This is a genomic window from Nocardioides sp. JS614, assembly GCF_000015265.1.
Taxonomy (GTDB): domain Bacteria; phylum Actinomycetota; class Actinomycetes; order Propionibacteriales; family Nocardioidaceae; genus Nocardioides.
On sequence record NC_008699.1, the window covers coordinates 3,889,504 to 3,914,818 of the forward strand.

At 70.3% G+C, this 25,315-nt stretch carries 26 protein-coding genes; 8 read left to right on the top strand and 18 right to left on the bottom strand.

Features of this window, described 5'->3' with window-relative positions; translation table 11 throughout:
• Window positions 1-24: 24 nt before the first annotated feature.
• The 3 genes from NOCA_RS20030 to NOCA_RS20040 are packed head-to-tail and all read right to left on the bottom strand — an operon-like array spanning window position 25 to window position 2,660.
• Window positions 25-330 carry a hypothetical protein gene (locus NOCA_RS20030; RefSeq protein WP_140403887.1) on the bottom strand — a complete coding sequence of 102 codons (306 nt, stop codon included), beginning with the start codon at window positions 328-330 and terminating at the stop codon, window positions 25-27.
• Window positions 327-1,529, bottom strand: a complete 1,203-nt coding sequence (locus NOCA_RS20035) for a fatty acid desaturase family protein (protein WP_011757098.1) — start codon at window positions 1,527-1,529, stop codon at window positions 327-329. The genes NOCA_RS20030 and NOCA_RS20035 overlap by 4 nt, the downstream gene beginning before the upstream one ends.
• 24 nt (window positions 1,530-1,553) lie before the next feature.
• Window positions 1,554-2,660 (bottom strand): ferredoxin reductase, encoded by a 1,107-nt coding sequence (locus NOCA_RS20040; RefSeq protein WP_011757099.1) that lies wholly within the window; start codon window positions 2,658-2,660, stop codon window positions 1,554-1,556.
• Window positions 2,661-2,768: 108 nt separating this feature from the next.
• Here NOCA_RS20040 and msrB point away from each other — a divergent pair, with 108 nt between their 5' ends.
• Window positions 2,769-3,170, top strand: a complete 402-nt coding sequence (msrB, locus tag NOCA_RS20045) for a peptide-methionine (R)-S-oxide reductase MsrB (protein WP_011757100.1) — start codon at window positions 2,769-2,771, stop codon at window positions 3,168-3,170.
• A 97-nt stretch (window positions 3,171-3,267) separates the two neighbouring features.
• Here msrB and NOCA_RS27645 read toward each other — a convergent pair whose 3' ends face one another.
• From NOCA_RS27645 to hemG, 3 genes are all read right to left on the bottom strand, one after another.
• Window positions 3,268-3,906: a hypothetical protein gene (locus NOCA_RS27645; protein WP_011757101.1), complete on the bottom strand. Its 639-nt coding sequence runs from the start codon at window positions 3,904-3,906 to the stop codon at window positions 3,268-3,270.
• Between the two features lie 73 nt (window positions 3,907-3,979).
• Complete coding sequence (gene hemQ / locus NOCA_RS20055; protein WP_011757102.1) at window positions 3,980-4,702, bottom strand: hydrogen peroxide-dependent heme synthase; 723 nt, start codon at window positions 4,700-4,702, stop codon at window positions 3,980-3,982.
• A 114-nt stretch (window positions 4,703-4,816) separates the two neighbouring features.
• A complete protein-coding gene (hemG, locus tag NOCA_RS20060) occupies window positions 4,817-6,199 on the bottom strand; it encodes a protoporphyrinogen oxidase (RefSeq protein WP_011757103.1) in 1,383 nt (460 codons plus the stop codon).
• A gap of 61 nt (window positions 6,200-6,260) precedes the next feature.
• On the opposite strand from hemG, the gene NOCA_RS20065 reads away from it, so the two are divergent.
• Window positions 6,261-7,235 (top strand): DUF4349 domain-containing protein, encoded by a 975-nt coding sequence (locus NOCA_RS20065; RefSeq protein ID WP_011757104.1) that lies wholly within the window; start codon window positions 6,261-6,263, stop codon window positions 7,233-7,235.
• A 77-nt stretch (window positions 7,236-7,312) separates the two neighbouring features.
• Here the strand turns inward: NOCA_RS20065 and hemE are convergent, their stop codons facing one another.
• The gene (gene hemE, locus NOCA_RS20070; RefSeq protein ID WP_011757105.1) at window positions 7,313-8,350 is read right to left on the bottom strand and encodes a uroporphyrinogen decarboxylase; all 1,038 of its coding nucleotides are present in this window, start codon (window positions 8,348-8,350) and stop codon (window positions 7,313-7,315) included.
• A 71-nt stretch (window positions 8,351-8,421) separates the two neighbouring features.
• Here hemE and NOCA_RS20075 point away from each other — a divergent pair, with 71 nt between their 5' ends.
• The 4 genes from NOCA_RS20075 to NOCA_RS20090 all read left to right on the top strand — a co-directional run bounded on the left by NOCA_RS20075 (window position 8,422) and on the right by NOCA_RS20090 (window position 12,263).
• Window positions 8,422-9,051: a DUF3000 domain-containing protein gene (locus NOCA_RS20075; RefSeq protein ID WP_011757106.1), complete on the top strand. Its 630-nt coding sequence runs from the start codon at window positions 8,422-8,424 to the stop codon at window positions 9,049-9,051.
• A 1-nt stretch (window position 9,052) separates the two neighbouring features.
• On the top strand, window positions 9,053-10,381 hold the full coding sequence (locus NOCA_RS20080) for a ribonuclease D (RefSeq protein ID WP_011757107.1): 1,329 nt from the start codon (window positions 9,053-9,055) through the stop codon (window positions 10,379-10,381).
• A 100-nt stretch (window positions 10,382-10,481) separates the two neighbouring features.
• A complete protein-coding gene (locus NOCA_RS20085) occupies window positions 10,482-11,186 on the top strand; it encodes a hypothetical protein (protein ID WP_011757108.1) in 705 nt (234 codons plus the stop codon).
• Between the two features lie 408 nt (window positions 11,187-11,594).
• Window positions 11,595-12,263, top strand: a complete 669-nt coding sequence (locus tag NOCA_RS20090; protein WP_011757109.1) for a DUF6448 family protein — start codon at window positions 11,595-11,597, stop codon at window positions 12,261-12,263.
• 191 nt (window positions 12,264-12,454) lie between these two features.
• Here NOCA_RS20090 and NOCA_RS20095 read toward each other — a convergent pair whose 3' ends face one another.
• From NOCA_RS20095 to NOCA_RS20130, 8 genes are all read right to left on the bottom strand, one after another.
• The gene (locus NOCA_RS20095) at window positions 12,455-13,264 is read right to left on the bottom strand and encodes an inositol monophosphatase family protein (protein WP_049774416.1); all 810 of its coding nucleotides are present in this window, start codon (window positions 13,262-13,264) and stop codon (window positions 12,455-12,457) included.
• A 2-nt stretch (window positions 13,265-13,266) separates the two neighbouring features.
• Window positions 13,267-14,361 carry an ABC transporter ATP-binding protein gene (locus NOCA_RS20100; RefSeq protein WP_011757111.1) on the bottom strand — a complete coding sequence of 365 codons (1,095 nt, stop codon included), beginning with the start codon at window positions 14,359-14,361 and terminating at the stop codon, window positions 13,267-13,269.
• Between the two features lie 13 nt (window positions 14,362-14,374).
• A complete protein-coding gene (locus NOCA_RS20105) occupies window positions 14,375-15,292 on the bottom strand; it encodes a carbohydrate ABC transporter permease (protein ID WP_011757112.1) in 918 nt (305 codons plus the stop codon).
• A complete protein-coding gene (locus NOCA_RS20110) occupies window positions 15,289-16,140 on the bottom strand; it encodes a carbohydrate ABC transporter permease (RefSeq protein WP_011757113.1) in 852 nt (283 codons plus the stop codon). Before NOCA_RS20110 ends, NOCA_RS20105 begins: the two co-directional genes overlap by 4 nt.
• 49 nt (window positions 16,141-16,189) lie before the next feature.
• Window positions 16,190-17,488 (bottom strand): ABC transporter substrate-binding protein, encoded by a 1,299-nt coding sequence (locus tag NOCA_RS20115; RefSeq protein WP_011757114.1) that lies wholly within the window; start codon window positions 17,486-17,488, stop codon window positions 16,190-16,192.
• Window positions 17,489-17,574: 86 nt separating this feature from the next.
• Window positions 17,575-18,342, bottom strand: a complete 768-nt coding sequence (locus tag NOCA_RS20120; RefSeq protein ID WP_041546726.1) for an SDR family NAD(P)-dependent oxidoreductase — start codon at window positions 18,340-18,342, stop codon at window positions 17,575-17,577.
• Window positions 18,342-19,874: an FGGY-family carbohydrate kinase gene (locus NOCA_RS20125; protein WP_011757116.1), complete on the bottom strand. Its 1,533-nt coding sequence runs from the start codon at window positions 19,872-19,874 to the stop codon at window positions 18,342-18,344. The genes NOCA_RS20120 and NOCA_RS20125 overlap by 1 nt, the downstream gene beginning before the upstream one ends.
• 13 nt (window positions 19,875-19,887) lie before the next feature.
• Complete coding sequence (locus NOCA_RS20130) at window positions 19,888-20,706, bottom strand: BtpA/SgcQ family protein (protein ID WP_011757117.1); 819 nt, start codon at window positions 20,704-20,706, stop codon at window positions 19,888-19,890.
• A 140-nt stretch (window positions 20,707-20,846) separates the two neighbouring features.
• Here NOCA_RS20130 and NOCA_RS20135 point away from each other — a divergent pair, with 140 nt between their 5' ends.
• Window positions 20,847-21,626: a DeoR/GlpR family DNA-binding transcription regulator gene (locus NOCA_RS20135; protein WP_011757118.1), complete on the top strand. Its 780-nt coding sequence runs from the start codon at window positions 20,847-20,849 to the stop codon at window positions 21,624-21,626.
• Between the two features lie 121 nt (window positions 21,627-21,747).
• Here the strand turns inward: NOCA_RS20135 and NOCA_RS20140 are convergent, their stop codons facing one another.
• Entirely contained in the window at window positions 21,748-23,148 is a 1,401-nt protein-coding gene (locus tag NOCA_RS20140) for an ABC transporter substrate-binding protein (protein WP_011757119.1), read from the bottom strand.
• A 141-nt stretch (window positions 23,149-23,289) separates the two neighbouring features.
• Between NOCA_RS20140 and NOCA_RS20145 the strand changes: the two genes are divergently transcribed.
• Complete coding sequence (locus NOCA_RS20145) at window positions 23,290-24,057, top strand: hypothetical protein (protein WP_041546728.1); 768 nt, start codon at window positions 23,290-23,292, stop codon at window positions 24,055-24,057.
• A gap of 90 nt (window positions 24,058-24,147) precedes the next feature.
• On the opposite strand, the gene NOCA_RS20150 is transcribed toward NOCA_RS20145, so the two are convergent.
• Together NOCA_RS20150 and NOCA_RS20155 are read right to left on the bottom strand one after the other, a co-directional pair.
• The gene (locus tag NOCA_RS20150; RefSeq protein WP_140403888.1) at window positions 24,148-24,594 is read right to left on the bottom strand and encodes a type II toxin-antitoxin system PemK/MazF family toxin; all 447 of its coding nucleotides are present in this window, start codon (window positions 24,592-24,594) and stop codon (window positions 24,148-24,150) included.
• Window positions 24,595-24,718: 124 nt separating this feature from the next.
• Window positions 24,719-25,315: a hypothetical protein gene (locus tag NOCA_RS20155; RefSeq protein ID WP_041546729.1), complete on the bottom strand. Its 597-nt coding sequence runs from the start codon at window positions 25,313-25,315 to the stop codon at window positions 24,719-24,721.

The following is a 25,315-nucleotide window of genomic DNA, read 5'->3' on the forward strand; positions in this document are numbered from 1 at the left end:
GCAGCGGGGCTCTTGCCTTGGTGCTCAGAGCAGCGAGTTGGGCTGGAAGGTGGGGCGGCGGTCGAGGTCCTCCCGGGCCGCGCGCACGAACTCGAAGCCGGCGGTGAGCGTGACCTGCCAGGTCGGGTCGGTGTCCGGCGTACGGCGCAGGTCCTCCGCGCAGCCGACGTGCATCGGCGGGAGGTGGAAGGCGTTGCGGGCGACCTCCTCGGGCGTGCCGAGGAACGCGACCGGCCGGCCCAGCGACTCGGTGCAGACGCCGCAGATCCGGCTCAGCGCACACCGGGTCACCCACCGGGTCGAGCCCAGCGCCGGCACCGGGGCCATCACGAGGCGCTCCGCATCCAGCCCCCGAGCTCCCGGCGTCGGGGCGGCCGCTCGGCGTCGGAGCGGCGCTTGCGGTCCCGCTCCGGGCTCGGCGGCTCCGCCACCGGGGGAGGCTGGTTGCCCGAGGTCATCGAGTTCGGCAGCGAGAGCTTGATGATCGTGCGCAGCGCCTGGCCGTACTGCCGGTGCAGCGGCCCGGTGGTGTAGGGCAGGTCGTACTTGTCGCACAGCTCGCGCACCCGCACCGCGATCTCGGCGTACCGGTTGCTCGGCAGGTCCGGGAACAGGTGATGCTCGATCTGGAAGCCGAGGTTGCCGCTCATGACGTGCAGCAGCGGGCTGCCGTTGAAGTTGGCCGCGCCCAGGATCTGGCGCAGGTACCACTCCGAGCGGGTCTCGTCCTCGATCTCCTCCTCGGTGAAGTGCAGCGCCCCGTCGGGGAAGTGTCCGCAGAAGATGATCCCGTAGGACCACAGGTTGCGGATCACGTTGGCGGTGAGGTTGGCGGTCAGCGTGGTCTTCCAGTTGCGACCGGACAGCGCCGGGTAGACGACGTAGTCCTTGAGGATCTGGTTGCGGCCCTTGCGGAAGATCTGCTTGAGCTGCCGCTTCATCTCCTTCGGGTCCTTCTCGCCCTTGCGGATCCGCTCGATGTCCAGGTCGTGCAGGGCCACCCCCCACTCGAACAGGGTCGCGAGCAGGGCGTTGTAGACGGGTTGTCCGAGGTTCGCCGGGTGCCACTTCTGCTCGCGCGCCATCCGGAGGATGCCGTAGCCGATGTCGTTGTCGTAGCCGAGCACGTTGGTGAACTGGTGGTGGACGTAGTTGTGGCTGTGCTTCCACTGCTCGGCCGGCTGCGCGGTGTCCCACTCCCAGTTGGAGGAGTGGATCTCGGGGTCGTTCATCCAGTCCCACTGTCCGTGCATGACGTTGTGGCCGATCTCCATGTTCTCGAGGATCTTCGCCACCGCGAGCAGCCCGACGCCCGCGGCCCAAGCGGGCTTGCGGTTGCTGGCGAACAGCGCCACCCGGCCGGCCGCGGCCAGCCCCCGCTGGATCGTGATGATCCGGTTGATGTACGCCGCGTCCGCGGCGCCGCGCGAGTCCTCGATCTCGGCCCGGATCGCGTCGAGCTCGCGGCCGATCTGCTCCACCTCCGCCTCGGTGAGGTGGGTGTACTCCTTGACGTCCGAGATGGCCATGTGATCCTCCAGGGATGCAGTCGGTCAGATGTCGAGGGTGCAGTCGCCGACGGCGGCGGTGACGCAGGTCTGCACGCGCTCGTTCGGTTGGGAGAACTCCTCGCCGTTGCGCAGGTCGCGCACCTTGCCGGAGACGAGGGTCAGGGTGCAGGTGTGGCAGATGCCCATCCGGCAGCCGAACGGCATGCCGACGCCGGCCTCCTCCCCCGCCTCGAGGATGGTGGTGGCGCCGTCGGCCTCGACGGACCTGCCAGAGTTGCGGAAGGTGATGGTGCCGCCCTCGCCGCCCTCACCGCCGAGCTCGAGCGAGAACCGCTCGAGGTGCAGCCGGTCCTCCAGACCGGCCGCCTTGAAGTGCTCGGCGATCGCGTCGAGCATCGGCCCCGGCCCGCAGGCCCAGGCCTCCCGCTCGCGCCAGTCGGGGCAGATGCCGTCCAGGCCCCGGTCCGGGTGGGCGAGGTCGAGCATCCCGTCGAGGTCGGTGTGCAGCCGGTGCACCGCCAACGACTCGTGCCGGGCCTCCAGCTCGTCGAGCTCGGCCCGGAAGATCATCCGGTCCGGCGTCGGCGAGGAGTAGTGCATGACGACGTCGGGCAGCGCCCTGCCGTTCTTCCGGGCCCGCCGGTCCATCGTGCGCAGCATCGCCATCACCGGCGTGACGCCACTGCCGCCGACGAGGAACAGCATCCTCGGCGGAGGCGGGTCCGGCAGCACGAAGTCGCCCTCGGGGTGGGCGAGCCGGACGATGGTCCCGGGGGCCAGCCCGTTGACCAGGTGCGCCGAGAGCTTCCCCTCGGGCATCGCGCGGACCGTGATCGAGATGGTCCGCCCGCGGCGCAGCGGCGGCGAGCTCACGGAGTACGACCGCCACTGGAAGCGGCCGTCGACCTGCACGCCGATCCCGACGTACTGGCCCGGGCGGTGGTCGAAGTGCCATCCCCAGCCGGGCCGGATCACGAGCGTGGCCGCGTCGTCGGTCTCGGGGATCACCTCCTCCACCCGGCCGCGGAGCTCGCGCTCGCTCCACAGCGGGTTGAGCAGCCGCAGGTAGTCGTCGGGGTGGAGGGGCGTGGTGAGCTTGTCGCCCGCTCCGCGCAGGCGACCCCACGGGATCGTCGTCGGTCCGGCCATGCGATTCAGTGAACAATTGTTCTCCGAATCAGTCAACGCCCCTAGGGGTGACCTGGCTCTCGCTCCCCGCCGCGACCGCCGGCTTGCGGACAGCACTACCGTGGGGGCATGGCGTACAACGTGGAGAAGACCGACGAGCAGTGGCGCGAGGAGCTCTCGCCGGACGAGTACGCCGTGCTGCGCGAGGCCGCCACCGAGCGGGCCTTCACCGGCGAGTACAACGAGACCGAGACCACCGGGGTCTACCGCTGCAAGGCCTGCCAGGCCAAGCTCTTCGAGTCCGACACCAAGTTCCACTCCGGCTGCGGCTGGCCGTCGTTCTACCAGCCGATCAGCGACACGATCGAGTACCTCGAGGACACTTCGCACGGCATGAAGCGGGTCGAGGTCCGCTGCTCCAACTGCGGCTCCCACCTCGGGCACGTCTTCCCCGACGGCTACGGCACCCCCACCGGCGACCGCTACTGCATCAACTCGATCAGCCTCACGCTGGAGCCCAACGACTCCTGACCCAGCTCCGCCGAGACCGGGCCGGCGGCGATGGGTCGTGTGCCTCAGCACGCGCCATGGCGCGTGCTGAGGCACACGACCCGCACTGCCTGAGCGGCTAGGAGTCGATCAGGGCGGGCCGCACGATGACCACGTCCGTGCCGTAGGTGGCGTCGGCCCAGGCCTGCAGCGAGCCGTCGTCGTAGACCACGTCGACGAGCACCTGCCCGGCGTCGGCGTACGCCCCCTGGGCGCCGGGCAGGTCGCCGACCTCCCCGGCGATGTCCTCCAGCTCGGCCTGGGTGTGCTCGACGGCGGGCGCCGGGAGCGGCACCTCCTCGATCGGCATCGCGTCGTAGAGCGCGGCCGGAACCGCGTCCTGGTAGCCGAAGGTGCTGCCGTCCCACGTACCGGTGACCACGAACTGGCCCCACCGGACCTGCTGCTGGCGCTCGAACACGCCGTGGTGGTCGGCCCAGTCCCAGCCCTCGATCGGCGGGCCGCCGCACTGCGGGGGCCAGGACTCGGCGACCGCGCCGAGGCACAGCTCGGGGCTGCCCTTGTCCATCACGGTGACCAGGCCACTGGTGTGCACGGTCCCCCGGGCGGCCGGGATCTCGGTGGGCATCCGGGCCGGCCGGGAGCTGCCCGGGTCGCTGCTGCCCGGGTCGGTGGCCGTCGTGTCCCCCTCGTCGCCGCACGCCGCCAAGAGCGGCGCGGCGAGCAGCAGGGCGACCGCGGCGAGCAGGGTCCTCATGGCGGTACGACGCGACCGGACCCGGGCCGGTTCCCTGGTCTGGTCCGGCCCGGATCCGGCTCCGTCGCCCGGCTCAGGGCAGCCGGTGGACCAGCTCGGTGATCGGGGTCCGGGCGCCGGTGTAGAACGGCACCTCCTCGCGGACGTGGCGGCGGGCGGTGGCCGCGCGCAGGTGCCGCATCAGGTCCACGATCCGGTGCAGCTCGTCGGCCTCGAAGGCCAGCATCCACTCGTAGTCGCCGAGCGCGAAGCTGGAGACGGTGTTGGCGCGCACGTCGGGGTAGTCGCGGGCCATCTTGCCGTGCTCGGCGAGCATGTGGCGGCGCTCGGAGTCCTCGAGGAGGTACCACTCGTAGGAGCGCACGAACGGGTACACGCAGACGTGCTTCCGGGGCGGCTCCTCGTCGTCGAGGAAGGCCGGCACGTGGCTCTTGTTGAACTCCGCCGGACGGTGCAGCGCCAGCTGCGACCACACCGGCTCCAGCCGACGCCCGAGCGCGGTGTGGCGGAGCCGTTGGTAGGCGTCCTGCAGCGCCTCGGAGGTCTCGGCGTGCCACCAGATCATCAGCTCGGCGTCGGCGCGCAGGCCGGCGACGTCGTACACGCCGCGCACCACCACGTCCGCCGCCTCGAGCTCGGCGAAGAGCTGCTCGACCTCGGCGCCCTCCGCGGCCCGGTCCGCACCGGAGTCCGGCGGGCCGAGCGGGTCGGCGACCCGGAACACCGACCACATCGTGTAGCGGATGGAGTCGTTGATCTCGCGTGCCCTCTTCGCCTTGGCGCTCATGGGGCCCATTGTCCCCCGCGCTCGATCGCGGCCGTAGCCGGCCTCCCGCGCGTTGATGATCGCCTCTGCCCGGCCGGCGGCGTGCAGCCGCTACACGTCGCGCTCACCGGCCCGCCGCACGCCTCACGGGCGCAGGGCGAGCACCTCCGCGGCGGCGCGACGGGCGGAGCCGATCACGGCCGGGATCCCCACGCCGTCGTACGCCGCCCCGCAGACGGCGAGACCCGGCACCGCGGCGACCGCGGCCCGGATCCGGGACACCCGGTCGAGGTGGCCGACGGCGTACTGCGGCAGGCCACCGCCCCAACGCTGCACGTGGGTGTCGGCCGGCGCGGCGAGCGGCCCGACGGCCTCGGCGAGGTCGGCGAGCGACCAGGCCACGAGCTCCTCGTCGGTCGCCTGCAGCGCCGTCTCCTCGCGGTGCCGACCGAGCGAGGTGCGCAGCAGGAGCAGCCCGTCGCCTGCGGCACGGACCCAGCCCCACTTCGCGAACGAGAAGGTCGCGGCCTTGACGCGGCGGCCGTCCACGGGCGGGACGAGGAAGCCCGAGGAGTCCGTCGCCGCGAGGGCGGGTACGTCGCTGCCGCGGAACGCGAACGTCACCACGACCATCGACGCCGACTCGACGGCCGCCAGCTCGGTGGCGGCGGCCGGCGCCACGTCGGCGAGCAGCCGGGCGGCCGGTGCGGCGGGCAGGGCCAGGACGACCGCGTCGGCCTCGACCAGCTCGGGGGCGGTGGTCGGGCCGACGGTGAGGGCGAAGCCGGTGGGGGTGCGGGCGAGCCCGCGGACCGTGGCGCCGGTGCGGACGACGGCACCCGCGGCCGGCAGCCCGTCGGCGAGCGCCTCGGGCAGCCGGCCCATCCCACCCGGGATCCCGGCGAACACCGGCCGGTCGTAGGTCGTCGGGATCGCGGCGGCCTGCTCGAGGACCGAGCCGCGGGACGCGTAGTCGAGCAGCTGCGGCACCGACGCGCGCGCCGAGATCAGCCGCGCGTGCCCGGCGTACACCCCGCCGAGCAGCGGCTCGACCAGTCGGTCGGTGACCTCGGGCCCGAACCGGCGGTCGACCAGGTCGCCGACCGAGACGTCGCCGTCGGGCGGTTCGAACCGTTCCGGCCACAGCGTCGGCTCGGCACGCACCCGGGCCAGGCCCTCGGCCGAGAGCACACCCGACTGCTCCAGCTGGGGCAGGTCCAGCGGGATGCCCATCAGCGAGCGCGGCAGCGGCCGCAGCTCCCCGCGGGTCCAGATCCGGGACGAGGCGACGGTCGGATGCTCGAGAGGCAGCCCGAGGCGGGCCGCCAGGCCGACACCCTCGGGGCGGCGGTTCAACATGGCCTCGGCGCCGACGTCGACCGTGACGCCGGCGACCTGGTCACGGCGGAGCTTGCCGCCGGCCCGGGGCGAGGACTCCAGTACGACCACGTCCTGCCCGGCGTCGGCGAGGTCGCGTGCCGCGGTCAGGCCGGCGATCCCGGCGCCGATGACGACGACCCTGCTCACGCCGCGATCCTCCCAGAGGGCGGACCGGAACCGATCCGCCGGGTCGGCCGTCCCAGCCGGTATGAGGCTCACCCCGGTCCGCACCCTGGTCCCCGCTCTCGTCGTCCTGGCGGTCGTCCTCACCGGCTGCTCCGGCGGCGCCGATGACGTCGCCGACTCCGCCGCCAACTCCGCGGGTGGCGACGGCAGCAGCTCGGTGGCCGGCGGGCAGCCGACGGCCGAGCAGCAGGACCCGGACGCCCAGCGCGGCGCGGCCTACACCGCCGCCGATGCTCCGGCCGACTCGGTGCTCTCGGTCGTGACCAAGCCCGGTCCGGTCGAGCCCCAGCAGGCGCTGATCAAGAAGGGCAACGTGTCGCTGCGCGCCGACGACGTCGGCAAGGCCCAGTTCGAGGTCCAGCGGGTCGTGGACAAGCACGGCGGCAAGGTGCCCGAGGAGAAGACCACGACCGACGAGGACGGCCGCCCGGCGTACACCCGGATGGTGCTCCGGATCCCTGCCGCGGCCTTCGACGACGCGCTGGCCGAGCTCAAGGATCTCGAGGGCGCCGAGCTCGAGGCGGCGAACACCAGCACGGACGACGTCACCACGAAGCTGATCGACACCCAGACCCGGGTCGAGGCCCAGCGGCGCAGCATCGCGCGGATCACGACCCTGTTCGACCGGGCCCAGAGCATCCGCGACATCATGGCGATCGAGGCCCAGCTGTCGCAGCGCCAGGCCGACCTGGAGTCCCTGGAGCGGCAGCTGGCCTACCTGCGCGGCCAGGCCTCGTTCTCGACGATCGTCGTCAGCATCGACCAGATCCCGGCGAAGAAGGCCACCCCGAAGAAGGAGGACGACACCGGCTTCGTCGCTGGTCTCTCCGCCGGCTGGGGCGGCCTGAAGACCTTCGCCGTCGCGCTGGCCACCATCCTCGGAGCGGTGCTCCCCTGGCTGGCCGTCCTCGTCGTCCTCGGCGTCCCCACCCTGCTGCTCACCCGCGCCGCCCGGCGCCGCCGCCCGCACCCCGAGCCGGAGCCCACCGAGATCTGAGCGATAGTCCCTGACGTTTGTGTGGTCTGGGAGCGCGCCCACGCCACGCAACCGTCAGGGAGTATCGCGCGGAGGGCTCAGCGGGGGTAGGTCTGGACGAACTCGGTGAGCCGCTTGAGCTGGTCGGGGTCGGTGGAGGGGATGACGCCGTGGCCGAGGTTGAAGATGTGACCGCGCGCGGCCCGGCCGGCCTCGACGATCTCGGCGGCGCGGGCGGTCATCACCTCGGTCGGGGCGAAGACCAGCGTGGGGTCGAGGTTGCCCTGCACCCCACGGTCGCCGACCAGCGCGATCGCGTGCGCGAGCGGGGTGCGCCAGTCGACGCCGACCACGTCGGCACCCGCCTCGCCCATCAGGCCGAGCAGGTTCGCCGTACCGACGCCGAAGTGGATACGCGGCACCCCGAGCGCGCCGGCGCGCTCGAGCACGCGCGCGGAGTGCGGCATCACGAACGCCCGGTAGTCGGCCGGGGTCAGCGCGCCGGCCCAGGAGTCGAAGAGCTGGACGGCGGAGGCGCCGGCGGCGACCTGGACCTCGAGGTAGGAGGCGGAGATGCCGGCGATCTTGCGCAGCAGCGCGTCCCACACGTCGGGGGCGCCGAACATCATCGCCTTGGTCCGCGCGTGCTCCTTGGAGGGCCCGCCCTCGACGAGGTACGACGCGACCGTGAACGGAGCACCCGCGAACCCGATGAGCGGGGTGCCGCCCAGCTCGCCGACCAGCCCGCGGACCGCCTCGGTGATGAACGGGACGTGCTCGGGGGTCAGGTCCGGGATCGCCTCGACGTCGGCCAGCGTGCGCACCGGGTGGGCGACGACCGGCCCGACACCCGGCTTGATGTCCAGGTCGACGCCGACCGCCTTGAGCGGCAGCACGATGTCGGAGAAGAAGATCGCCGCGTCCACGCCGTACCGCCGCACCGGCTGGAGCGTGATCTCCACCACCAGGTCCGGGTCCATGCAGGACTCCAGCATGCCGATGCCCTCGCGGACGGCGAGGTACTCCGGCAGCGAGCGGCCCGCCTGGCGCATGTACCACACCGGCGTGTGCGGCACCGGCTCGCCGCGGGCCGCCTTCAGGAAGGCGCTGTCGGCGAGTCGCGGATCGGGGGTCACGGGGCGAAGCCTCGCAGGTCACCCGGCGTGTTCGCACATCGGGATCGTCAGGATCGACCTACTGTGACCTCATGGTCGTCGGTCAGGAGACGCACCCGAGCACGGGTGCGGGTGCGGCACCCCCGGAGTTCCGGGACGCGGTGGCGACCATGCACGCCGCGCGGCTGCGCCCGGAGATCTTCTGCGAGGAGATGCCCGCGCCGCAGCGGATCGCGCCGTACGCCTCGGCGCTGAGCGCCGACGTGACCGTGGACGACACCGACATCGGCACCGGCCGGATCATCCTGCTGCACGACCCTGCCGGCAACGACGCGTGGGAGGGCACCTTCCGGTGCGTCGCGTACGCCCGCGCCGAGATCGACCTCGAGCTGATCACCGACCCGATGCTGGCCGCCGTGGGCTGGTCCTGGCTGACCGAGGCGCTGGAGGCGCACGGCGCGTCGTACGCCGCGGCTTCGGGCACGGTCACCCGGGTCGCGACCGAGAGCTTCGGCGGGATGGCCGACGAGGGCGGCACCGCGCAGATCGAGGTCCGGGCCTCGTGGACCCCGCTCGTCCCCGACGACCTGGCGCCGCTCGACCTGGCGCCCCACGTGGAGGCCTGGGGCGAGCTGCTGTGCACCGCGGCCGGGCTGCCGCCGGTCCCCGAGGGCGTCACCGTGATGCCGAGCCGCCGCGGGCAGCGGGGCTCGGGACGCTGACATGGCCGCTGAACCCACCGACGCCAACCCCGACGGCAACACCGACGCCACCCCCGACGCCACCCCCGGCACGTCCGAACCCGAGCCGGCTCCCGAGCGGCCGCTGCTGGTCCTGCGCGAGACGCTCCCGCGCGTCGTGGACACCGAGGCCGGCCTGGCGGAGGTGTGCGAGCGGATCGCGGCCGGGACCGGACCGGTCGCGATCGACGCCGAGCGCGCCTCCGGCTACCGCTACTCCTCGCGGGCCTACCTGATCCAGCTGCGCCGCGAAGGGTCGGGGACGTTCCTCGTCGACCCGATCCCGTTCGTGATCCTGCCCCAGCTCCAGGAGGCGCTCGAGGGCACCGAGTGGATCCTGCACGCCGCCACCCAGGACCTGCCTTGCCTGGCCGAGGTCGGGCTGCTCCCCTCGCGGCTGTTCGACACCGAGCTGGCCGGCCGGCTGCTGGGCTACCCCCGGGTCGGCTTGGCGACGCTGGTGGAGACGCTGCTCGGGTCCCGCCTCGCCAAGGAGCACTCGGCGGTGGACTGGTCGACCCGGCCGCTGCCGGAGCCCTGGCTGGAGTACGCCGCCCTCGACGTCGAGGTCCTCGCGGAGCTGCGCGACCTGCTGGCCGACGAGCTCGAGACAGCCGGGAAGGCCGAGTGGGCGCGCCAGGAGTTCGACGCGCTGCGCAGCTTCGTGCAGGCCGAGCGGGTCGACGCATGGCGGCGTACGTCGGGCCTGCACCGGGTCCGCGGGCGCCGCGCGCTGGCCGCCGTCCGGGCGCTGTGGGAGACCCGGGACGAGATCGCCGAGAACCGCGACGTCACCCCCGGACGGATCCTGCCCGACTCCGCCATCGTCGCCGCGGCCCAGGCGATGCCGACCGACCGCGCGACGCTGCTGGCGACCAAGGGGTTCCACGGCCGCGGCGCCGATCGCTACGCGAACCGCTGGGTCGCCGCGCTGCGTGAGGCGGCCGAGCTGCCCGAGTCGGACCTGCCGACCCGCTCACCGCGCGGCGACGGCCCACCGCTCCCCCGCGCCTGGGCGGAGAAGGACCCGGTGGCGGCCCGGCGGCTGGCCCTGGCCCGGGACGCGATGGCCGCGCTCGCCGAGGAGCACCACCTCCCGGTCGAGAACCTGCTCACCCCCGACTACCTGCGCCGGACCCTGTGGACGCCGCCGCGCTCCCGCGACCCGGAGAAGCTCGCCCCCGCCGTCGCCGACCAGCTGCGCACGCTCGGTGCCCGCGAATGGCAGGTCGAGCTGACCGGCCCGATCCTGGTCGACGCGATCCTCACCGCGGAGCAGGAGCCCCCGGCCGCGCCAACCACCGGGGCTTGAACCGGGGTCGCGGGCAGTCATCCTGGGTGTGGTCGGACCCTTCCGGCGCGCCGCTGATCGGAGGATAGTTCGAGTACGGGGGAGTATCGGGTGTTCACCTATGGAGGTGGTCACGGTGACTGGACACCACGAACTCAGATGGGGCGGTTTCGCCGGACTCGGATTCGTCGTACTTGCGGCGATCGCCGTGCTCCTGCCCGGCCTTGCTCCGATGTTGACCGACTCGGACCGCGAGATCACGACCTGGATCAGTGACTCGCGCACGCAGCTACTCGCATCGTCGCTGTTGTGGGCGGCAGGTGCCGGGCTGATCATCTGGTTCGCTGCGGCGTTCGCGGAGGCCATCCGCGAGCGTGAGGAGCGCAGCGACGTACACCTGGCTCTCCTGGCGGGCGCGGTGCTCGTCGGCGGAGCCGTCTTCGTCACGGCCGCAGGCCAGGCGATCATGGCCTACGGCGAGGCCGGGCGCGATCCGGGGCTCACGCTCGCGATGTTCGAGGGCGTCAGCGTCCTCAACAGCGTGATCGGAGTCGCGGCTACGCTGCCGCTGGTTGCCGCAGGCATCGGAGTCCTGCGCACCCACCTGATGCCGGACTGGCTGGGCTACCTCGCGCTCGCGGCCGCAGCCGTCTCGGTGATCGGCGCCTTCGGGGTGTTCTTCACCGACGGCGCCATGGTGGCCGGCGGACGGTTGAGCGCGATGATTCCCCTGCTCGCCTCGGGGATCTGGGTGGCGTGCACCAGTGCGTACATGGTGCGCGAACACCTGCCACAGATGACGCCGATGGGTCTTCCTCAGACCTGACCGGCGCCTCGCTCGCACGACACAACTGGCGAGGGCGAGCCACCGGCTCGCCCTCGCCAGCTTCGATGGCCAGCCGTTCCGCCCGCTCCTGGCGACCGGGCCGATCCGCGCCTGGGCGGCGAGCGGGGCCGTCGGCCGCCCGGACCTGCCGGCCGTCCAGTGAGGGCCCGGTGTCACGTCGGCAGTCCCTCCACATGGCATCCGACCCGGCTCCCGCCTCGGCACCCACCTCGTGGTGGTCGCGCTCTTCCCCGAACCGTGCTGACCCCTGGGCCGGCCGATCCTGAGGGGACGCTGAGCCGACCCTGAACCGATGCCCATGCTGTGCGACTACTTGACGCACGTCATGTTTCGACCATGGCCGCTCCATCCAGCATTCGGGCCACCCCAACGAGAAGGAGTGACCCCATGGTTGCTGCAAGCAAGAAGTTCCTCGCCCGCGCCGTCCTCAGGTCTCGCATCGGCCGGGCCGTCGTGGCCCTGCTGGCCGCGACGGCGGTCGCGGTCCCGCTGATGCTCGGGACGGCGGCGCCGGCTTCTGCCCACTGCGACTCCGCCCAAGGCCCGGTCGCGACCGCGGCCCGAGACGCCCTCGCGGAGGGCAACGTCGACCTGGTCCTGCCCTACGTGAAGGCGGACCAGGAGGAGGAGCTGACCGCGGCGTTCAACCAGACCGTCGCCATCCGCGACAGCAGTGCGGAGGTCCGGGAGCTCGCCGACCAGTACTTCGTCGAGACCGCGGTCCGGCTGCACCGCGTCGGCGAGGGCGCGTCGTACACCGGCCTCAAGGACGACGTCGAGATCAGCCCGGCGCTGGCCGCGGCGGAGACGTCCCTGGAGCAGGGCACCAAGGACCAGGTCTTCAAGGTCCTCAAGCGCGACCTGCGCGCCGAGCTGACCGACCGGTTCGCGGGGGTCCTGGAGGCGCGCGAGGCCGAGCAGGGCGACCCGAGCGTCGCGACGGCGCGCGAGCGTGCCGAGGCCGAGCTGATGTTCGAGAAGTACATCCTCGAGATCGAGACCGCGGTCAACGCCGAGCCCGGGCACGATGCCCCGGCCGGCGGCGAGGGCCACTGACGACCTCGGGCACCGTTCAGGGACAGTCGCGGACCTGATGTCCGCGACTGTCCCGCTCGCCCTCTTGGAGTTCCGACTGCCCGTTCATCCGGGGTCGGGGAGCCCCGAGGGGCCGGTCCGAACACTGCCCGGCAGAGCCGCGTCCGGCAAGTCGTCAACTACGTGCGCACATCCGGTTAGGTTCCCGCACGTCAACTCCGGCTGGGCGTGCGGCCAGTAGAGAGGCCGAGGCCGAATGCGTGATGCAGCGGCTCCCACAGAGCGGAATTGGCCGCAATCACGCCATGCGTCGAAACGCGGCGCAGGGGCGCAGTCAACCCTCCAGCCTGCTCGACAAGATGAGCACCGGCCGCCCAATCCCAGGGCTGCAAGTCATCTTCGACGAACCCATCTAGCGCTCCTGCCGCGACATGGCACAGCTCGAGGGCAGCAGAGCCACCGCGACGGACATCCCCGATGTCGGCCAGTGCCCGAGCCAGGGCAGCTCCCTGCCGTGCCCGGTCGGCGGCGTCATAGGAGAAGCCGATGCCGATCAACGAGCTTGCGAGATTCGTCGTCGCTGAGACTCGAATCGGGCGCCCGTTCACTGTCGCGCCGCGCAAGGCGGCACTGTAGAGCAACCCGTGAGTGGGGTCGTAGACCACTCCAACCGCGGTCTTCCCCTCGTGCTCGGCGGCGACGCTCACCGACCAGCCCGGGTAACCACGCAAGTAGTTGCTGGTCCCGTCCAACGGGTCGACGACCCAGGTGACGGAGCTCGAGCCGTCCCGAGGCGCGAGCTCCTCGCCGACGATGGAGTCAGCTGGCCGTGCGCGTCTCAGTACGTCACGAATGAGTGCCTCGGCCGTGCGGTCGGCTTCGCTGACCAAGTCCGTGGCACTGGACTTCTGTTCGGCAGTGTTCTGGTGGCGCATGTCCAGCAGAAGGTGGCCGGCTTGCCGTGCGGCATGCTCGGCGACGGGAAGCAGCGCATCGGCGAGATCAGCCAGTGCCTCGTGCACGATCACGTCGTCAACAGCCGCTGTCCGCCGGCTTCGAAGAAGTGCAGGCCCGCAGACGCGAAGTCCACGTCGACCAGGCTGCCCTCATGGATGCCCGACAGGTCGCGAGCCTCCACGACTGCAATGAGCCGCTCGCCATCGGCGTTGAGCGAGACGATGGCTCGCGGACCTAGAAGCTCGACCAGCTCGACTCGGGCCGCAGCGCCCGCACCGGCGCCAGGATCATTCCTTGCCCGGCTCGACTCGTTGTGGTCAGCCCCGACCAGACGAACGAGCTCGGGGCGTACACCCAAGCTGCCTTCCTGGTCGGCGGCACCCATCGGCACTCGACCCCACCGAGACTCGAAGACCCCACCGACGACCCGACCGGCGATCAGGTTCATGCGGGGCGATCCGACGAATCCGGCGACGAAAGTGGTGGCTGGAGCGGCGTAGACCTCCCGCGGGCTGCCCTGCTGAGCGATGGTGCCGCCGTCCATGACGACCATGCTGTCGGACATGGTCATCGCCTCCTCCTGGTCGTGGGTGACATAGACGGCCGTGACACCAAGCTGACGCTGCAGCCGGAGGATCTCCGAGCGCATCTCCACCCGCAACCGCGCATCCAGGTTGGACAGCGGCTCGTCGAACAGGAACACCCGCGGTTCTCGCACGACGGCACGTCCGATTGCCACCCGCTGCTGCTGTCCCCCCGAGAGTTGCCCAGGCTTGCGCTGCAGCAGTTCGGTGAGCCCGAGCATCTCAGCCGCCTCACGTGCTCGTCGAATGGCATCGGCGCGCTTGCCGCCGCGAGCAAGAACCGGAAAGGCAAGATTGTCCTGAACCGTCAGATGGGGGTAGAGGGCGTAGTTCTGGAACACCATCGACACATCGCGAGTCCGCGGTTCTCCACCGGTGACGTCCTCTCCGTCGAAGTGGATCGAGCCGTGGGAAACGGCTTCCAAGCCAGCGATCATGCGGAGCGTGGTCGTCTTTCCGCACCCGGATGGCCCGACCAACACGGTGAGCTGTCCGTCGGGCAGGGTGAGACTGATGTCATCGACAGTCGTCTTGGAACCGAAGATCTTGGAGACGTGACGCAACTCGACAGCTGCCATCCTGCTTTCCTTCCTAGAACTTGACCGCGCCGCCAGCGAGGCCCTGGACGAGGCGGCGCTGGACGACGTAGCTGACGATGAGGACCGGCACGATCGAGACGACGATGGCGGCGCACATAGCGCCCAACTCGACACCACGGAAGGTGTTGAAGCTGGCAATCGTGACGGGCAGAGTCGCCGAGTTGCCGGGCGCGAGGATCAAAGCGTAGAAGAGGTCGTTCCACGACAGGACGAATCCGAAGATGGCAGCCGCACCCATGCCGGGAGCGACCTGAGGGAGTACCACCTTCCGGAAGGCGGCGAAGCGAGTCAGCCCGTCCACCATGGCCTGCTCCTCGATCGAGATGGGAACCGCGTCGAAGAACCCGATCAGGAACCAGCACACGACCGGCAGGACGAAGCTGAGATGGGCCGACGTCACAGCCACGAGCGTGTCGTTGAGGCGCAAGTTGTAGGAGACGACCAGGAACGGGAAGACGAGCACCGCGGGCGGGAGGACTTGCGCGGCAAGGATCCCGAATCGCGTCACGTCGCCGCCCGTCTTGAAGCGCGAGATCGAGTACGCGGCCATCGAGCCGAGCACGAGCGAGATGATCACCGTCGCGAGGCCGACAAGTGCGCTGCGACCAGCGGAGCCGAGAACCCCAGATGAGGCGATCGCTGACCAGTTCGATGTCGTCGGGCTGAACACCACGGCGGTCGGATCGTTGAGCGCTGTGGGGCTCTTGAAGCTGCCGAGCACCACCCAGAACAACGGCAACGCGACCAGGAGGAAGGCACCTCCGAGGAGAAGCCGTCCGCCCGTGGCCCACGCCCCGCTGACGGGGCGGAGGGAGCCGTCCTGCGACCGCCGTGGGCCGCGCGAGGCGTTGCGATCGGCACTGGGCGCGAACCGGGTCGCGAAGCGGCGGGACGACGTCGAGTCGCTCATAGGACTCCTCCTCGTCGAATCCGGGCGAACAGGAGAACCGCGAGCACCACCACGGCGGCCAGCAACAGGTAGGCCATCGCAGAGGCTGAGGCGAGACGGAAGAAGGTGATGCCAGTGTTGTAGATCAGGTACTGAATGGTCTGCGTCTCGGTTCCCGGCCCGCCGCGAGTAGTGGCGTATACGTACTCGAACACCTTGAGCGCGTCCAAGCTGCGGATCAGAACTGCGACGACAATGACAGGTCGCAACAGCGGAATCGTGACTTTGCGGAACGTGAACAGCGCGCTGGCACCATCGACCCGGGCCGCCTCGAATGGCTGCTTCGGTAGTCCCTCCAAGCCGGCGAGCAACATCAGCATCATGAAAGGAGTCCACTGCCAGACGTCAATGGCCACGATGGTCCACAGCGCCGTACCACTGCCGAAGAAGTCCATGGAGACGCCCAGCCCGTTCAGGAGCGACGGGATCGCCCCCAACTGGCTGTTGAGCAGGAAGCGGAACATCAGACCGACGGCGATCGGGGTGATGAACATCGGCGCGAGCAGGAACGAGCGACTGAGGTTGCGGACCCACCGTTGCTGCTGCAGCGCGAGTGCCAATAGCATGCCGATAGCAAGCTCGAGCACGACCGCGGAGACGACGAACGTCCCGGTCGTAAGCAGCGCTTGGACGTAGTCAGGATCGTTCAGTGCATTGTCGTACTGCTCCAGGCCACGGAAGGCTACGTCCCCCCGGCTGGTGATCTTGTAGTCCGTGAGGGAGAGGTAGAAGCTATAGGCGAGCGGGTACCCGACCACGGCGGCCAGCACCACCACCAATGGCAGCATCATGCGGATTCGGACACTCACCAGCTGCTACCTCTCCCTGATTCCTGACGGTACGTAGATCGGCCCAGGCTCAGCTGGACTGGATCCGAGTCGCCTGCTCCTGGGCCGCAGAGAGGGCGTCTGCCACGCTCTTCTGTCCGGAGACTGCGGCGCTGAGCTCGGTTCCGACCGCCTGGATCATCTCGTCGCAGTTGGCGCCCTGGCACAGGGGGGCCGAGTTGGCGAGGATGTCACCGACAGTGGCGTAGTAGTCAGCACCGAAGCCCTGGGCCGCCACCTGCGGATCAGTCAGGACGCTCTGCCGGACGGGTGCGCCACCGGCCTCCACTCGCTGCTTCTCACCGTCGGCAGAGGTCAGCCAAGAGATGAACGCCCAGTCGGCATCGTCCGTCTCACTGTTGGAGGGGATGGCCCAACTCCATGAACCGAGGACTTGCTTGCCGCCCGGCATGGTCGCCAAAGCGAACTTGCCAGCGAGATCGCCGGCGGGCGAGTCGTCAGCGTTGAGGGTGGGGAGCATCCAGTTGTAGGAGACCATCATGGCCGCCTTGTCGCTGCTCACGGATCGCAGCGCCTCGTCGAAGGCCCAGTTGAGGCTGCTGGCGGGAGCCGCGGTCTCGTAGAGCTCGATGTAGGTCTCGAGGGCCTCCTTCGCCTCGGGGGTGTCCAGGCTGAGATTTCCTTCGTCGTCGTAGATGGAGCCACCAGCGGCAAAGAGGAAGTTGGCCCATTCCTCAAATGCCTTGTAGCCGCGCTGGGGCTGCATCGCAATGCCAGCCCGAGTGTCAGTGGTGTTCTCCTGGGCGGCAGCAACGAGTTCATCCAGTGTGGAGGGCGCTGCCGAGAGGAGATCGGTGCGGTAGATCAGCCCCAAGCCGTAGTTGTAGAACGGAATACCGTAGGTCTTGCCGTCGACCTCGTTGATCTGGCGCAGAGGTTCGGCGAAGTCCTCGTAGTCGTAACCCGACGTCGACTCGATGTACGAGTCCAGTGGGGTCAGGAATCCGGCCTTCGCGAAGTCGCCCATCCAGGGGTTGTCGATGATCGCGAGATCGTAGGACGACTCAGGTGCGGTGAAGGACGCCACGTACTTGTCACGCATCTGGTCGTAGACGGCGGTCTCGATCTGGACCTTCACGTTGGGGTACTGCTCGTTGAACTCGCCGATCATCCCCTCGACGATGTCGGTGTCGGGCACGCCCTCCATGAGGACCCGGACGGTCCCTTCGACGTTCGAGCTCACGTCTCCGTCACCGCTGGGGGTCTCGGACCCCGGCGCACCCTTGCCCCCAGAGCATGCCGCCGTCAGGGACAGCGCCGCGACGGCAGCTGTGACAGCCACCGTGCGGCGCACAGTTCGATTCTTCATGGCACCTCTCCTTTACCTGTACTGCTCCATTGCTGCCGAGATCGTGCTGCGACATCGGTCGCACCGATGGGCCTTGCGACGTGTGGTCAATCCATGAACGCGCCCCCGTTGACGGCGATCGCCTCTCCAGTAATGAACGCGGCATCAGGTCCGCAGAGGAACGCAACAACCCTGGCAACGTCTTCGGGACGCTCGAGCCGACCGATCGGCGTGGCGTCGATCATCGACTGACGGACCTGCTCGGGCGTCGTGCCGCCGAGTTCTGCTTCCCAGGCGAGCTCACGGGTCTGCATGTCGGTCGCGACAAAGCCGGGGCAGACACTGTTGACGCGGATGTTGGCTGACGCGAGCTCTCTGGCCATCGCCTGGGTCAGTCCGACGACGGCGAACTTGCTGGCGACGTAGTCGGCGAGGAAGGGCACCCCGCCCTGCTTGGCTGCCATCGACGCGATGTTGACGATGCGGCCACCACCGTGCGTGGCCATATGACGGCTCGCCGCCTGAGACGCGAGGAACACCCCTGTGGTGTTCACACGCAGAGACCGTTCGAAGTCCTCGAGGGAGATGTCGAGGAACCGCTGCATCTTCGAGATGCCTGCATTCGACACCCACACATCGAGTCGCCCCATCTCGGCGGCAACCTCGGCGACCACGTCGGCGCATTGCTGGGCCGAGGTGACGTCTAGCCGGCGAGCGATCGCACCGGGTACCTCTGCGGCATTCTGCGCCGCCCGGTCAGCGTCGATGTCGGTGAACACCACCCGGTAGCCCCGGCTGGCGAGCTCGCGACCGATCGCAGCCCCAATGCCAGATCCGGCGCCGGTGACGACAGCCACCTCCTCGAGCGTGTCCATCATCCGGTCCTCTCCGTTGTGTCCTCGTCGGCGCCCAGGCGAGCAAGCCGTCTGGCGAGCGGATTCACCTGCTCCTGCAGGTCCAAGAAGATCTGATACGCGTCGGCGTATCTTCGAGTCCGATCACCGTCGGGCTCAATCGGCGTGTCGTACTGGATGCCGGCGGCTGCCCGCACCCAGTCGTCAGGGCCTTGTACGGATCCGGCGAGCGCGGCACCGAGCGAAGCCCCCGGATGGTCACGCACGGGGATCAGCGGCATGTTGAGAACGTCGGCCAGGACCTGCTTCCACAACACGGACCGCGACCCGCCATTGGTGACCCGCACCGTGGTCACTGCCACCCCCGCCTCCCGGAGGACCTCGACGTGCTGGCGGAATCCGTACGCGATGGCCTCCAGGGCCGCCCGATGCAAGTCCGCGGCGGTCGTCCCCAGGTGGACGCCCAGGAACGCGCCACGCAGCCACGGATCGTGGTGCGGCGTCTTCTCTCCGAGGAGATAGGGCAGCGCCACGAGCGCGGCAGCCGGCCTACCCGTCGCCTCTTGGTCGAGCTGTTCTAGGTCCTGCCTGCCGTGGATGGTCTGCAACCACCGCAGCATCGACCCGCTGGTGGCCATGCAACCATTGGGCAGCCATCGGTTGGGGATGGGATGGGCGTCGAGGTAGAGACGAGAGTCGAGCACCGGGCCGTTGGCGACCGCGAGGATGTCACCGGCGCCACCGAGCTTGACCAGCACATCTCCTTCCTCGGCAAGCCCCGCGGCATAGGCCGACATCACGTGATCGGCCCCGCCGACGACGATGGTGGTTCCTCCCCGCAGACCCAGGTCCGCTGCGGCGCTGGCCGAGAGGGTGCCGACCGCGTCGCCCGGCCGATGGAGCGCTGGAACGCGGTCGGCATCCAGACGCACCGCGTCCCACACCGCGGCAACAGGCTCCCCGGCAAGGTCGTACAAGCCACTTTCGATCGCCCAGTTCAACTCCACATGTGGTGATGCGCCCATCCGCATGGCGACGTAGTCGTAGGAGCCGACCACCCACCGGGTCTTCGCCCAACGATCAGGTTCGTGACGTTGCAGCCACCGCACAGAGGGTGCAACCGATTGCTGGCTGAGTACCGAGCCGGTGCGCTCGAGCAGGTCGATACCGGCCAGCTCGCGAGCAAGCTCGGCGATCTCGCGGGTCGCGCGCGCATCGTTCTGCAGCATGGCAGGGCCGAGGGAGCCTCCTCGTGCGTCGACGCACACCACGGCCGGGACCATGCCGGAAACCGCGACGACGCTCACCGGAAGGCCCTCGGGCAGGTCGTGCACAACCTGCCGAGTCGCGCGGCAGGTGGCTTCCCACCACTCCTCGGGGTCGGCCTCGGCCCACCCGGGCTCCGGCGAGTAGAGCTCAACCGGCACCGAGGCGGTGGCAAGAACCCCGCGCACGCGAGAGTGCGCGAGGACCTTCACGCCACTCGAGCCGATGTCGACGCCGACGGTCACTTCGTCGCCAATAGAGAGTGAGCGGCCTTCGGTCCTGGGCATGACGGTCACGATCTCAGGCGTCAACCAGGTCGCGGACGCGCCGTGCCTCGACCATGAACTCGGTCACCCGGCTGACGTCGACCTGGTTCTCGAAGATCCCGTCGTACTTGAAGGCGGTCCCGACGATCGCACCGTCTGCGGCGCTCAACTGTGTCTCGAGGGTGGCGACCCGCACGCCAGTGTTGACGAACACCGGCGTGTCACCAGCAGCCTGCTTCACCACCCGAAGTTGATCGGTGTCTGTCGCCGCACCCGCGGTGGCTCCGGAGACACACAATCCGTCAGGCGCGCAGTTGAAGACGGTCGTGCGAGCGATACTCGCCAGGTCTCGGTGTGCCAGGTACTGCGCTGCTTCCGGGACGATGTTGAACAGCAGTCGCACTCCCATGGCGTCGTGCTGGCGTTGACGCCGGGCCGACAGCCCGACGTTGGTGTTCCAAAGTCCGAAGTCCGAGGCGTAGACGCCCGAGAAGATCTCGCGCACGAACTGTGCACCCGTCGCAGCAGCCAGATCGATGCTGGCCGGGCCGTCCCAGAGCACGTTCACGCCGAACGGGACACGAATGTCGCTGGCGAGCTCACCGATGATGCGTGCCATCGAGATCGCGGTGATGGGCTCGGTCTTGGTCAGATAGGGGAGCGAGAACTCGTTGGAGAACATCACCGCGTCCACACCACCGTCCTGGAGCGCACGCAGATCCTCCCCTGCCGCACGGAGCACGGCCGCCATGCCGGTGGTCGCGTCATAGTGCGGGTCCCCCGGCAGCGGCTTGAGGTGGAGCATGGCGATGATCGGCCTGTCGACGCCGAAGGTCTCCTTCAACCACTGCATGAATGTTCTCCAATCACACTCGAACGTGAATCTTTCACGAACAGTAGGGGTTCGATGTGGTCTTGACTAGGGTTGAGGTCAAAAAATCTCAGAATCACCGATGTATTGAGAGAAAGTCTCAGCACCACTAGCATGCAGCCATGGGCGCAGTGGATGAGCGGCGTCAGGCGATCAAGGACCGGCTCCGCGCAGGCGACGACGTGCGACTCGCCAGCCTGGCCGAGGACTTCGAGGTGTCCGAGATGACGATCCGTCGTGACTTCGAGGCCCTCGAGGAGGAGGGGGTCCTACGACGAGTGCTGGGCGGGGCGATCCCGGTCGGCGGCATCGGCAAGAGCAGGGAGCCATCCTTTGCCTCGCGGGTCGGTGCCCGGGCCACGAACAAGGCCCACATCGGCGCGGCCGTGGCCCGTCGATTCGTCAAGGGCGAGGCCGTCTACTTCGACGGCGGGAGCACGGCGCTCGCCGTGGCGCGAGCAGTCAGGCACCGCGAGCTCGAGCTCACGGTCGTCACCACCAGCCTTCCGGTCGCCGTTGAGCTGGTCGATGAGCCGAGCACCAGTGTGATCCTGCTCGGCGGACAACTACGCCAAGGCGAACTGACCACGATCGGCACCGAGACGACCGAGGCGATCGCGCACTACAACGTCGACACCTACGTGATGGGGGTCGCCGGCGTCGACCCGGAGCGCGGACTGACGGAGTACCACCGAGACGAGGCCGGCGAGAAGCGAGCCGCCCTGCGCCGTACGGATCGCGTCATCGTGGCCGTGGATGCGAGCAAGCTCGGCAAGGTCCTCCTGGCCCATGTCGCGGACCTCGCTGAGATCCACACACTCGTGACGGACGCCCATCCGGACGATCCGACGCTCGCCGCCATACGAAGGCATGGAGTGGAGATCGTCATCGCCGAGAACTAGCCGAGAACTAGCCGGGAGCTCCGCGAGACCCGTGGCAGTACGACGCGGTGATGCCCGGACCGACCGGGGTGGAAGCGAGTGAGTCTCGTCAGCCGGGCTCGCGACCGAGCGTCACGACGATCTAGGACGAGGGCGTCGCCGCAGATCGCCCTGTCGGGCTGGGTGGTTCGCTGGGCTCGGGCGGGCTGAGGACCGCCCGGGACTCCTCGTCGATCTGCTCGGTGAGGCCCTCCAGGTCGAGTACGCCGATGCCGTAGACGAGCTGCTCGAGGCTCGGCTGCACCGCCGCCTCGAGCCGGCCGAGGGTGTCGATCAGCGGCGGCAGGTCGATCGAGCGGACCGTCGAGTTGAAGAACGCCGCGTGGAGCGGCTCCCGGCCGGGCTGGAGGAACGTGTCCGAGAGCGCCACCTCCAGGTTGGCGGGGGCGAGGTAGCCGGTGCGAGTCACCCGGCTCACGGCCTCGGTGGAGATCTCGTGGATCAAGAAGTCCGCCGCCAGCGGGACGCTGTCGGAGGTGCGGGACAGGCACAGGCCGGTGACGTCGCCGACGGTCGAGGAGCTGTCGAGCACCGGCATCGGCATCACGTCGAAGTCCAGGTCGTCGACCCCGCGCAACTCCGGCACCAGCGAGCGGTAGCCGGCGATCATGCCGAGGCGGCCGCGCTCGAACCAGGTCAGCGGACTGGCCTCGGCGAGCTGGTCGTCGTCGAGGGTGACCTGCGGGTTGCGGAGCAGCTCGAGGGTGCGCTCCAACGCCGAGCGGGTCCCGTCACTGGAGAAGGCCAGCGAGGTCGGGTCGGTGTTGTCGTCGTACACCGAGCCGCCACCGGAGCCGATGAACGGCGCCAGCCCGGGCAGGGTCGCCGCGATGTGCACGCCCTTGGTGCCGCGCCCGGGACGGGTGGCGAAGTCGGCGGCGGCGGCGAACTGATCGAACGACCAGCTCTTGGCGTCCTGGTCCGGGGCGTCCAGGCCGCGCTTGCGCATCCGGTTGAAGTTCACCAGGTCGCGGTTGTAGTAGATCACCATCGGGGAGACGGCGTACGGCATGCACTGCAGCCGGTCATCGGCGCTGAACGCCTGGATCGAGTCGCGGGAGTACTGGTCGCCGAACTCGACGCCACGCTCGTCGAGCAGCTCGTCGACCGGCTGGTTGTGCCGGTTCTCGAGCAGCCAGCTCAGGTCCGACCGCGAGGCCAGGAACACGTCGGGCACCGGGGCACCGGAGTCGATGTCGGCACGCATCGCCGCGTGATCGGGCCAGGAGCGCAGCTTGACCTCGGGTCGGTCCTGCTCCGCGCCGGCGGCGTTCCAGGCGTCGACGGTGGCGCGGTACGCCGCGATCTCGGCCGGCGCTCCGTAGACCCCGAACGTCAGCCGGGACACCTCCGGCTGGACCGGGCTGGTGGCCGGCTTCGGCCCCGGCGTCGCGCCGTCGCCCGTGCAGCCCACCGCCGAGAGGGCCAGCCCGACCACGGCCACGGCGCCCAGCAACGCGCGGCGCCCCCGACTCGCCCTCACCGGCAACCTCCTCGCGCGCACTCGCTGGTCTCGTCCCGGGTCGCGCCCGGCCCGCACAACCCTAGCGACCCGTGCCGACCGGTGGGCCGGGCCGCATGTCGCAACCCCGATCCGGGTCTGCGGATCCCTACGATGGCAGGCGTGCCTCGGGTCCGGACCACCTCCCTGATCGCCGCCCTGGTCGTCGAGGGCCTGGCCGCGACGTTGCTGCTCGCGGGCTGCGGCACCGACAGCGACGGGCCGGAGGCCGCGGAGCCCGCGGCGACGCCGAGCGCCCGAGCGACCGTGTCGGAGCAGCCCTCGGCGACCGCCGCGCCGTCCGCACCCGAACCGACCGCCGCGACGCGGGCCACCCGCAAGCCGCGCGGCCACAAGGTCGGCACCCTGCAGCCGAGGGCACGGGCCACGACCACCGAGCACCTGTTGGACGCGGACCGGCTGCCCACCGTGGGCGACCGGGCCTGGGCGGTCGATACCACCGGCCCCGAGGATCCCGAGCGCGACCCGGCCGTCGGCGCCTGTCAGAAGACGCTGCTGGGCACCATCGGCGCCGTCGAGACGGTACGCCGTACCTTCACCGCAGCCGACCGGGTCACCGCGACCCAGGTGGTCGCCCGGTTCGCGGACTCGCGCTCGGCGTGGCGCGCCCACCGGGTCCTGGTGGCGTGGCGCGACGACTGCGCCGAGCGGGTGGACCGCGCCGACGTCGGCCCACTGGAGCCGGTCACCGTCCGCACCGGCACCGCCGAGTCCTACCGCACCGCCGCGCGCAAGCGGGCCGCCGGGTTGGGCATCCTGCGCACCGGCAGCTACCTCACCGTCGTCGAGGTCACCGCACGCGCCGAGCGCTACCCCGACTCCTGGGACCCCGCCCGGGTGGCGCTGCGCCGGGTCGCCCGCACGTTCTGAGCTGCCCCCGCCTGAGCTTGCGAAGGCCGGGACCCAGCAGCCAGGTCGAGGAGCCCCGCGACGCGAGACCGGGTCGTTGCCGCGAGACGCTCAGCCCAAGGAGTGGAAGCGACGAGCCGCCGTGACCACCCGGTCGAAGGTGGCCCGGTCCAGGGCGGCGCCCTCGCGGCGTACGGCGTCGGGCGCGAGCTCGATCAGCCGGTCCAGACGCACCTCGCTGGGACGCCGCTCGCGATCCCACCCGCCGGTGCCGACGTCCATCCAGTGTCGGCCCCAACGGGCCTCGTCGGCCGCGTCCCGGTCGTGGTCCTTGCTGGTCAGCATCAGCCCGAGCAGCCGCCCCGCACGCCGGCCGACCAGCAGCACCGGGCGGTCCTTGCCCTGGCGGGGGTCGTCCTCGTAGGGCACCCAGCCCCACACGACCTCGCCGGGGTCGGGCCGGCCGTCGGCTCGCGGCGCGTACGACACGGTCGATGTCCTCGACGCGGTCCGGGCCCTCGGGCGGGCCCGGTGCAGCAACCGGCGCAGCGATCTCATGCGAGGAGCCTAGAAGGAGGAGTACGCCGGACCGGGAGCGCCTCACGGCGCGTGGCCGCTCGTAGCGGCTGATTTTGGGACCCGGGGCTGCCACGGCCCGGCGTACTCGGCGAGTGTAACGGCCCTAGGCCAGCTCGTGTTCCAACTCGGCGTGACCCGCCGACTCGAGCTGCTCGGAGAGCACCAGCATCCGCTGCACCTCGGCCCCGCTGGGGTCGCTCAGGGCCGCCCGGCCGGTCGCCACGACCCGCGCGAACGCCGCCGCGCGCAGCAGCACGTCGGCGAAGTCGCTGGCGGCGATGCCGCGCAGCACCTGGTCGACCATCGCCTTGAGCTGCTCGGGTCCCGGCGGCTCGGCGACGCCGGCGACCACCCGCGCCACCTGCGCGCTGCGGCGGCCGGCCTCGAACTCGCGGGCGACCTCGACCGGGTCGGCGTACACCCACGAGCGCAGCAGGTAGAGCCGCCACAGGCAGCCGGCCAGCGAGTCCGCGGGCGCGCCCGACCACACCTCGGCGATCGTCTCGATGCCCTCGGTGTCGGCGAGGTGCAGCAGCCGTTCGGCGACCGCGGCGTCGTCGGACTCGCGTGCCCCGCGCACCAGCAGCGCCGCCGCGCGGTCGGCGGCCTCGCTGACGAGCGCCGGATCGGCGCCGCCGACGAGCGCCTCGAAGAAGTCGCCGCCCGGTGTCATCGGGCGGTGGTGGGGGCGGTCGTTCAC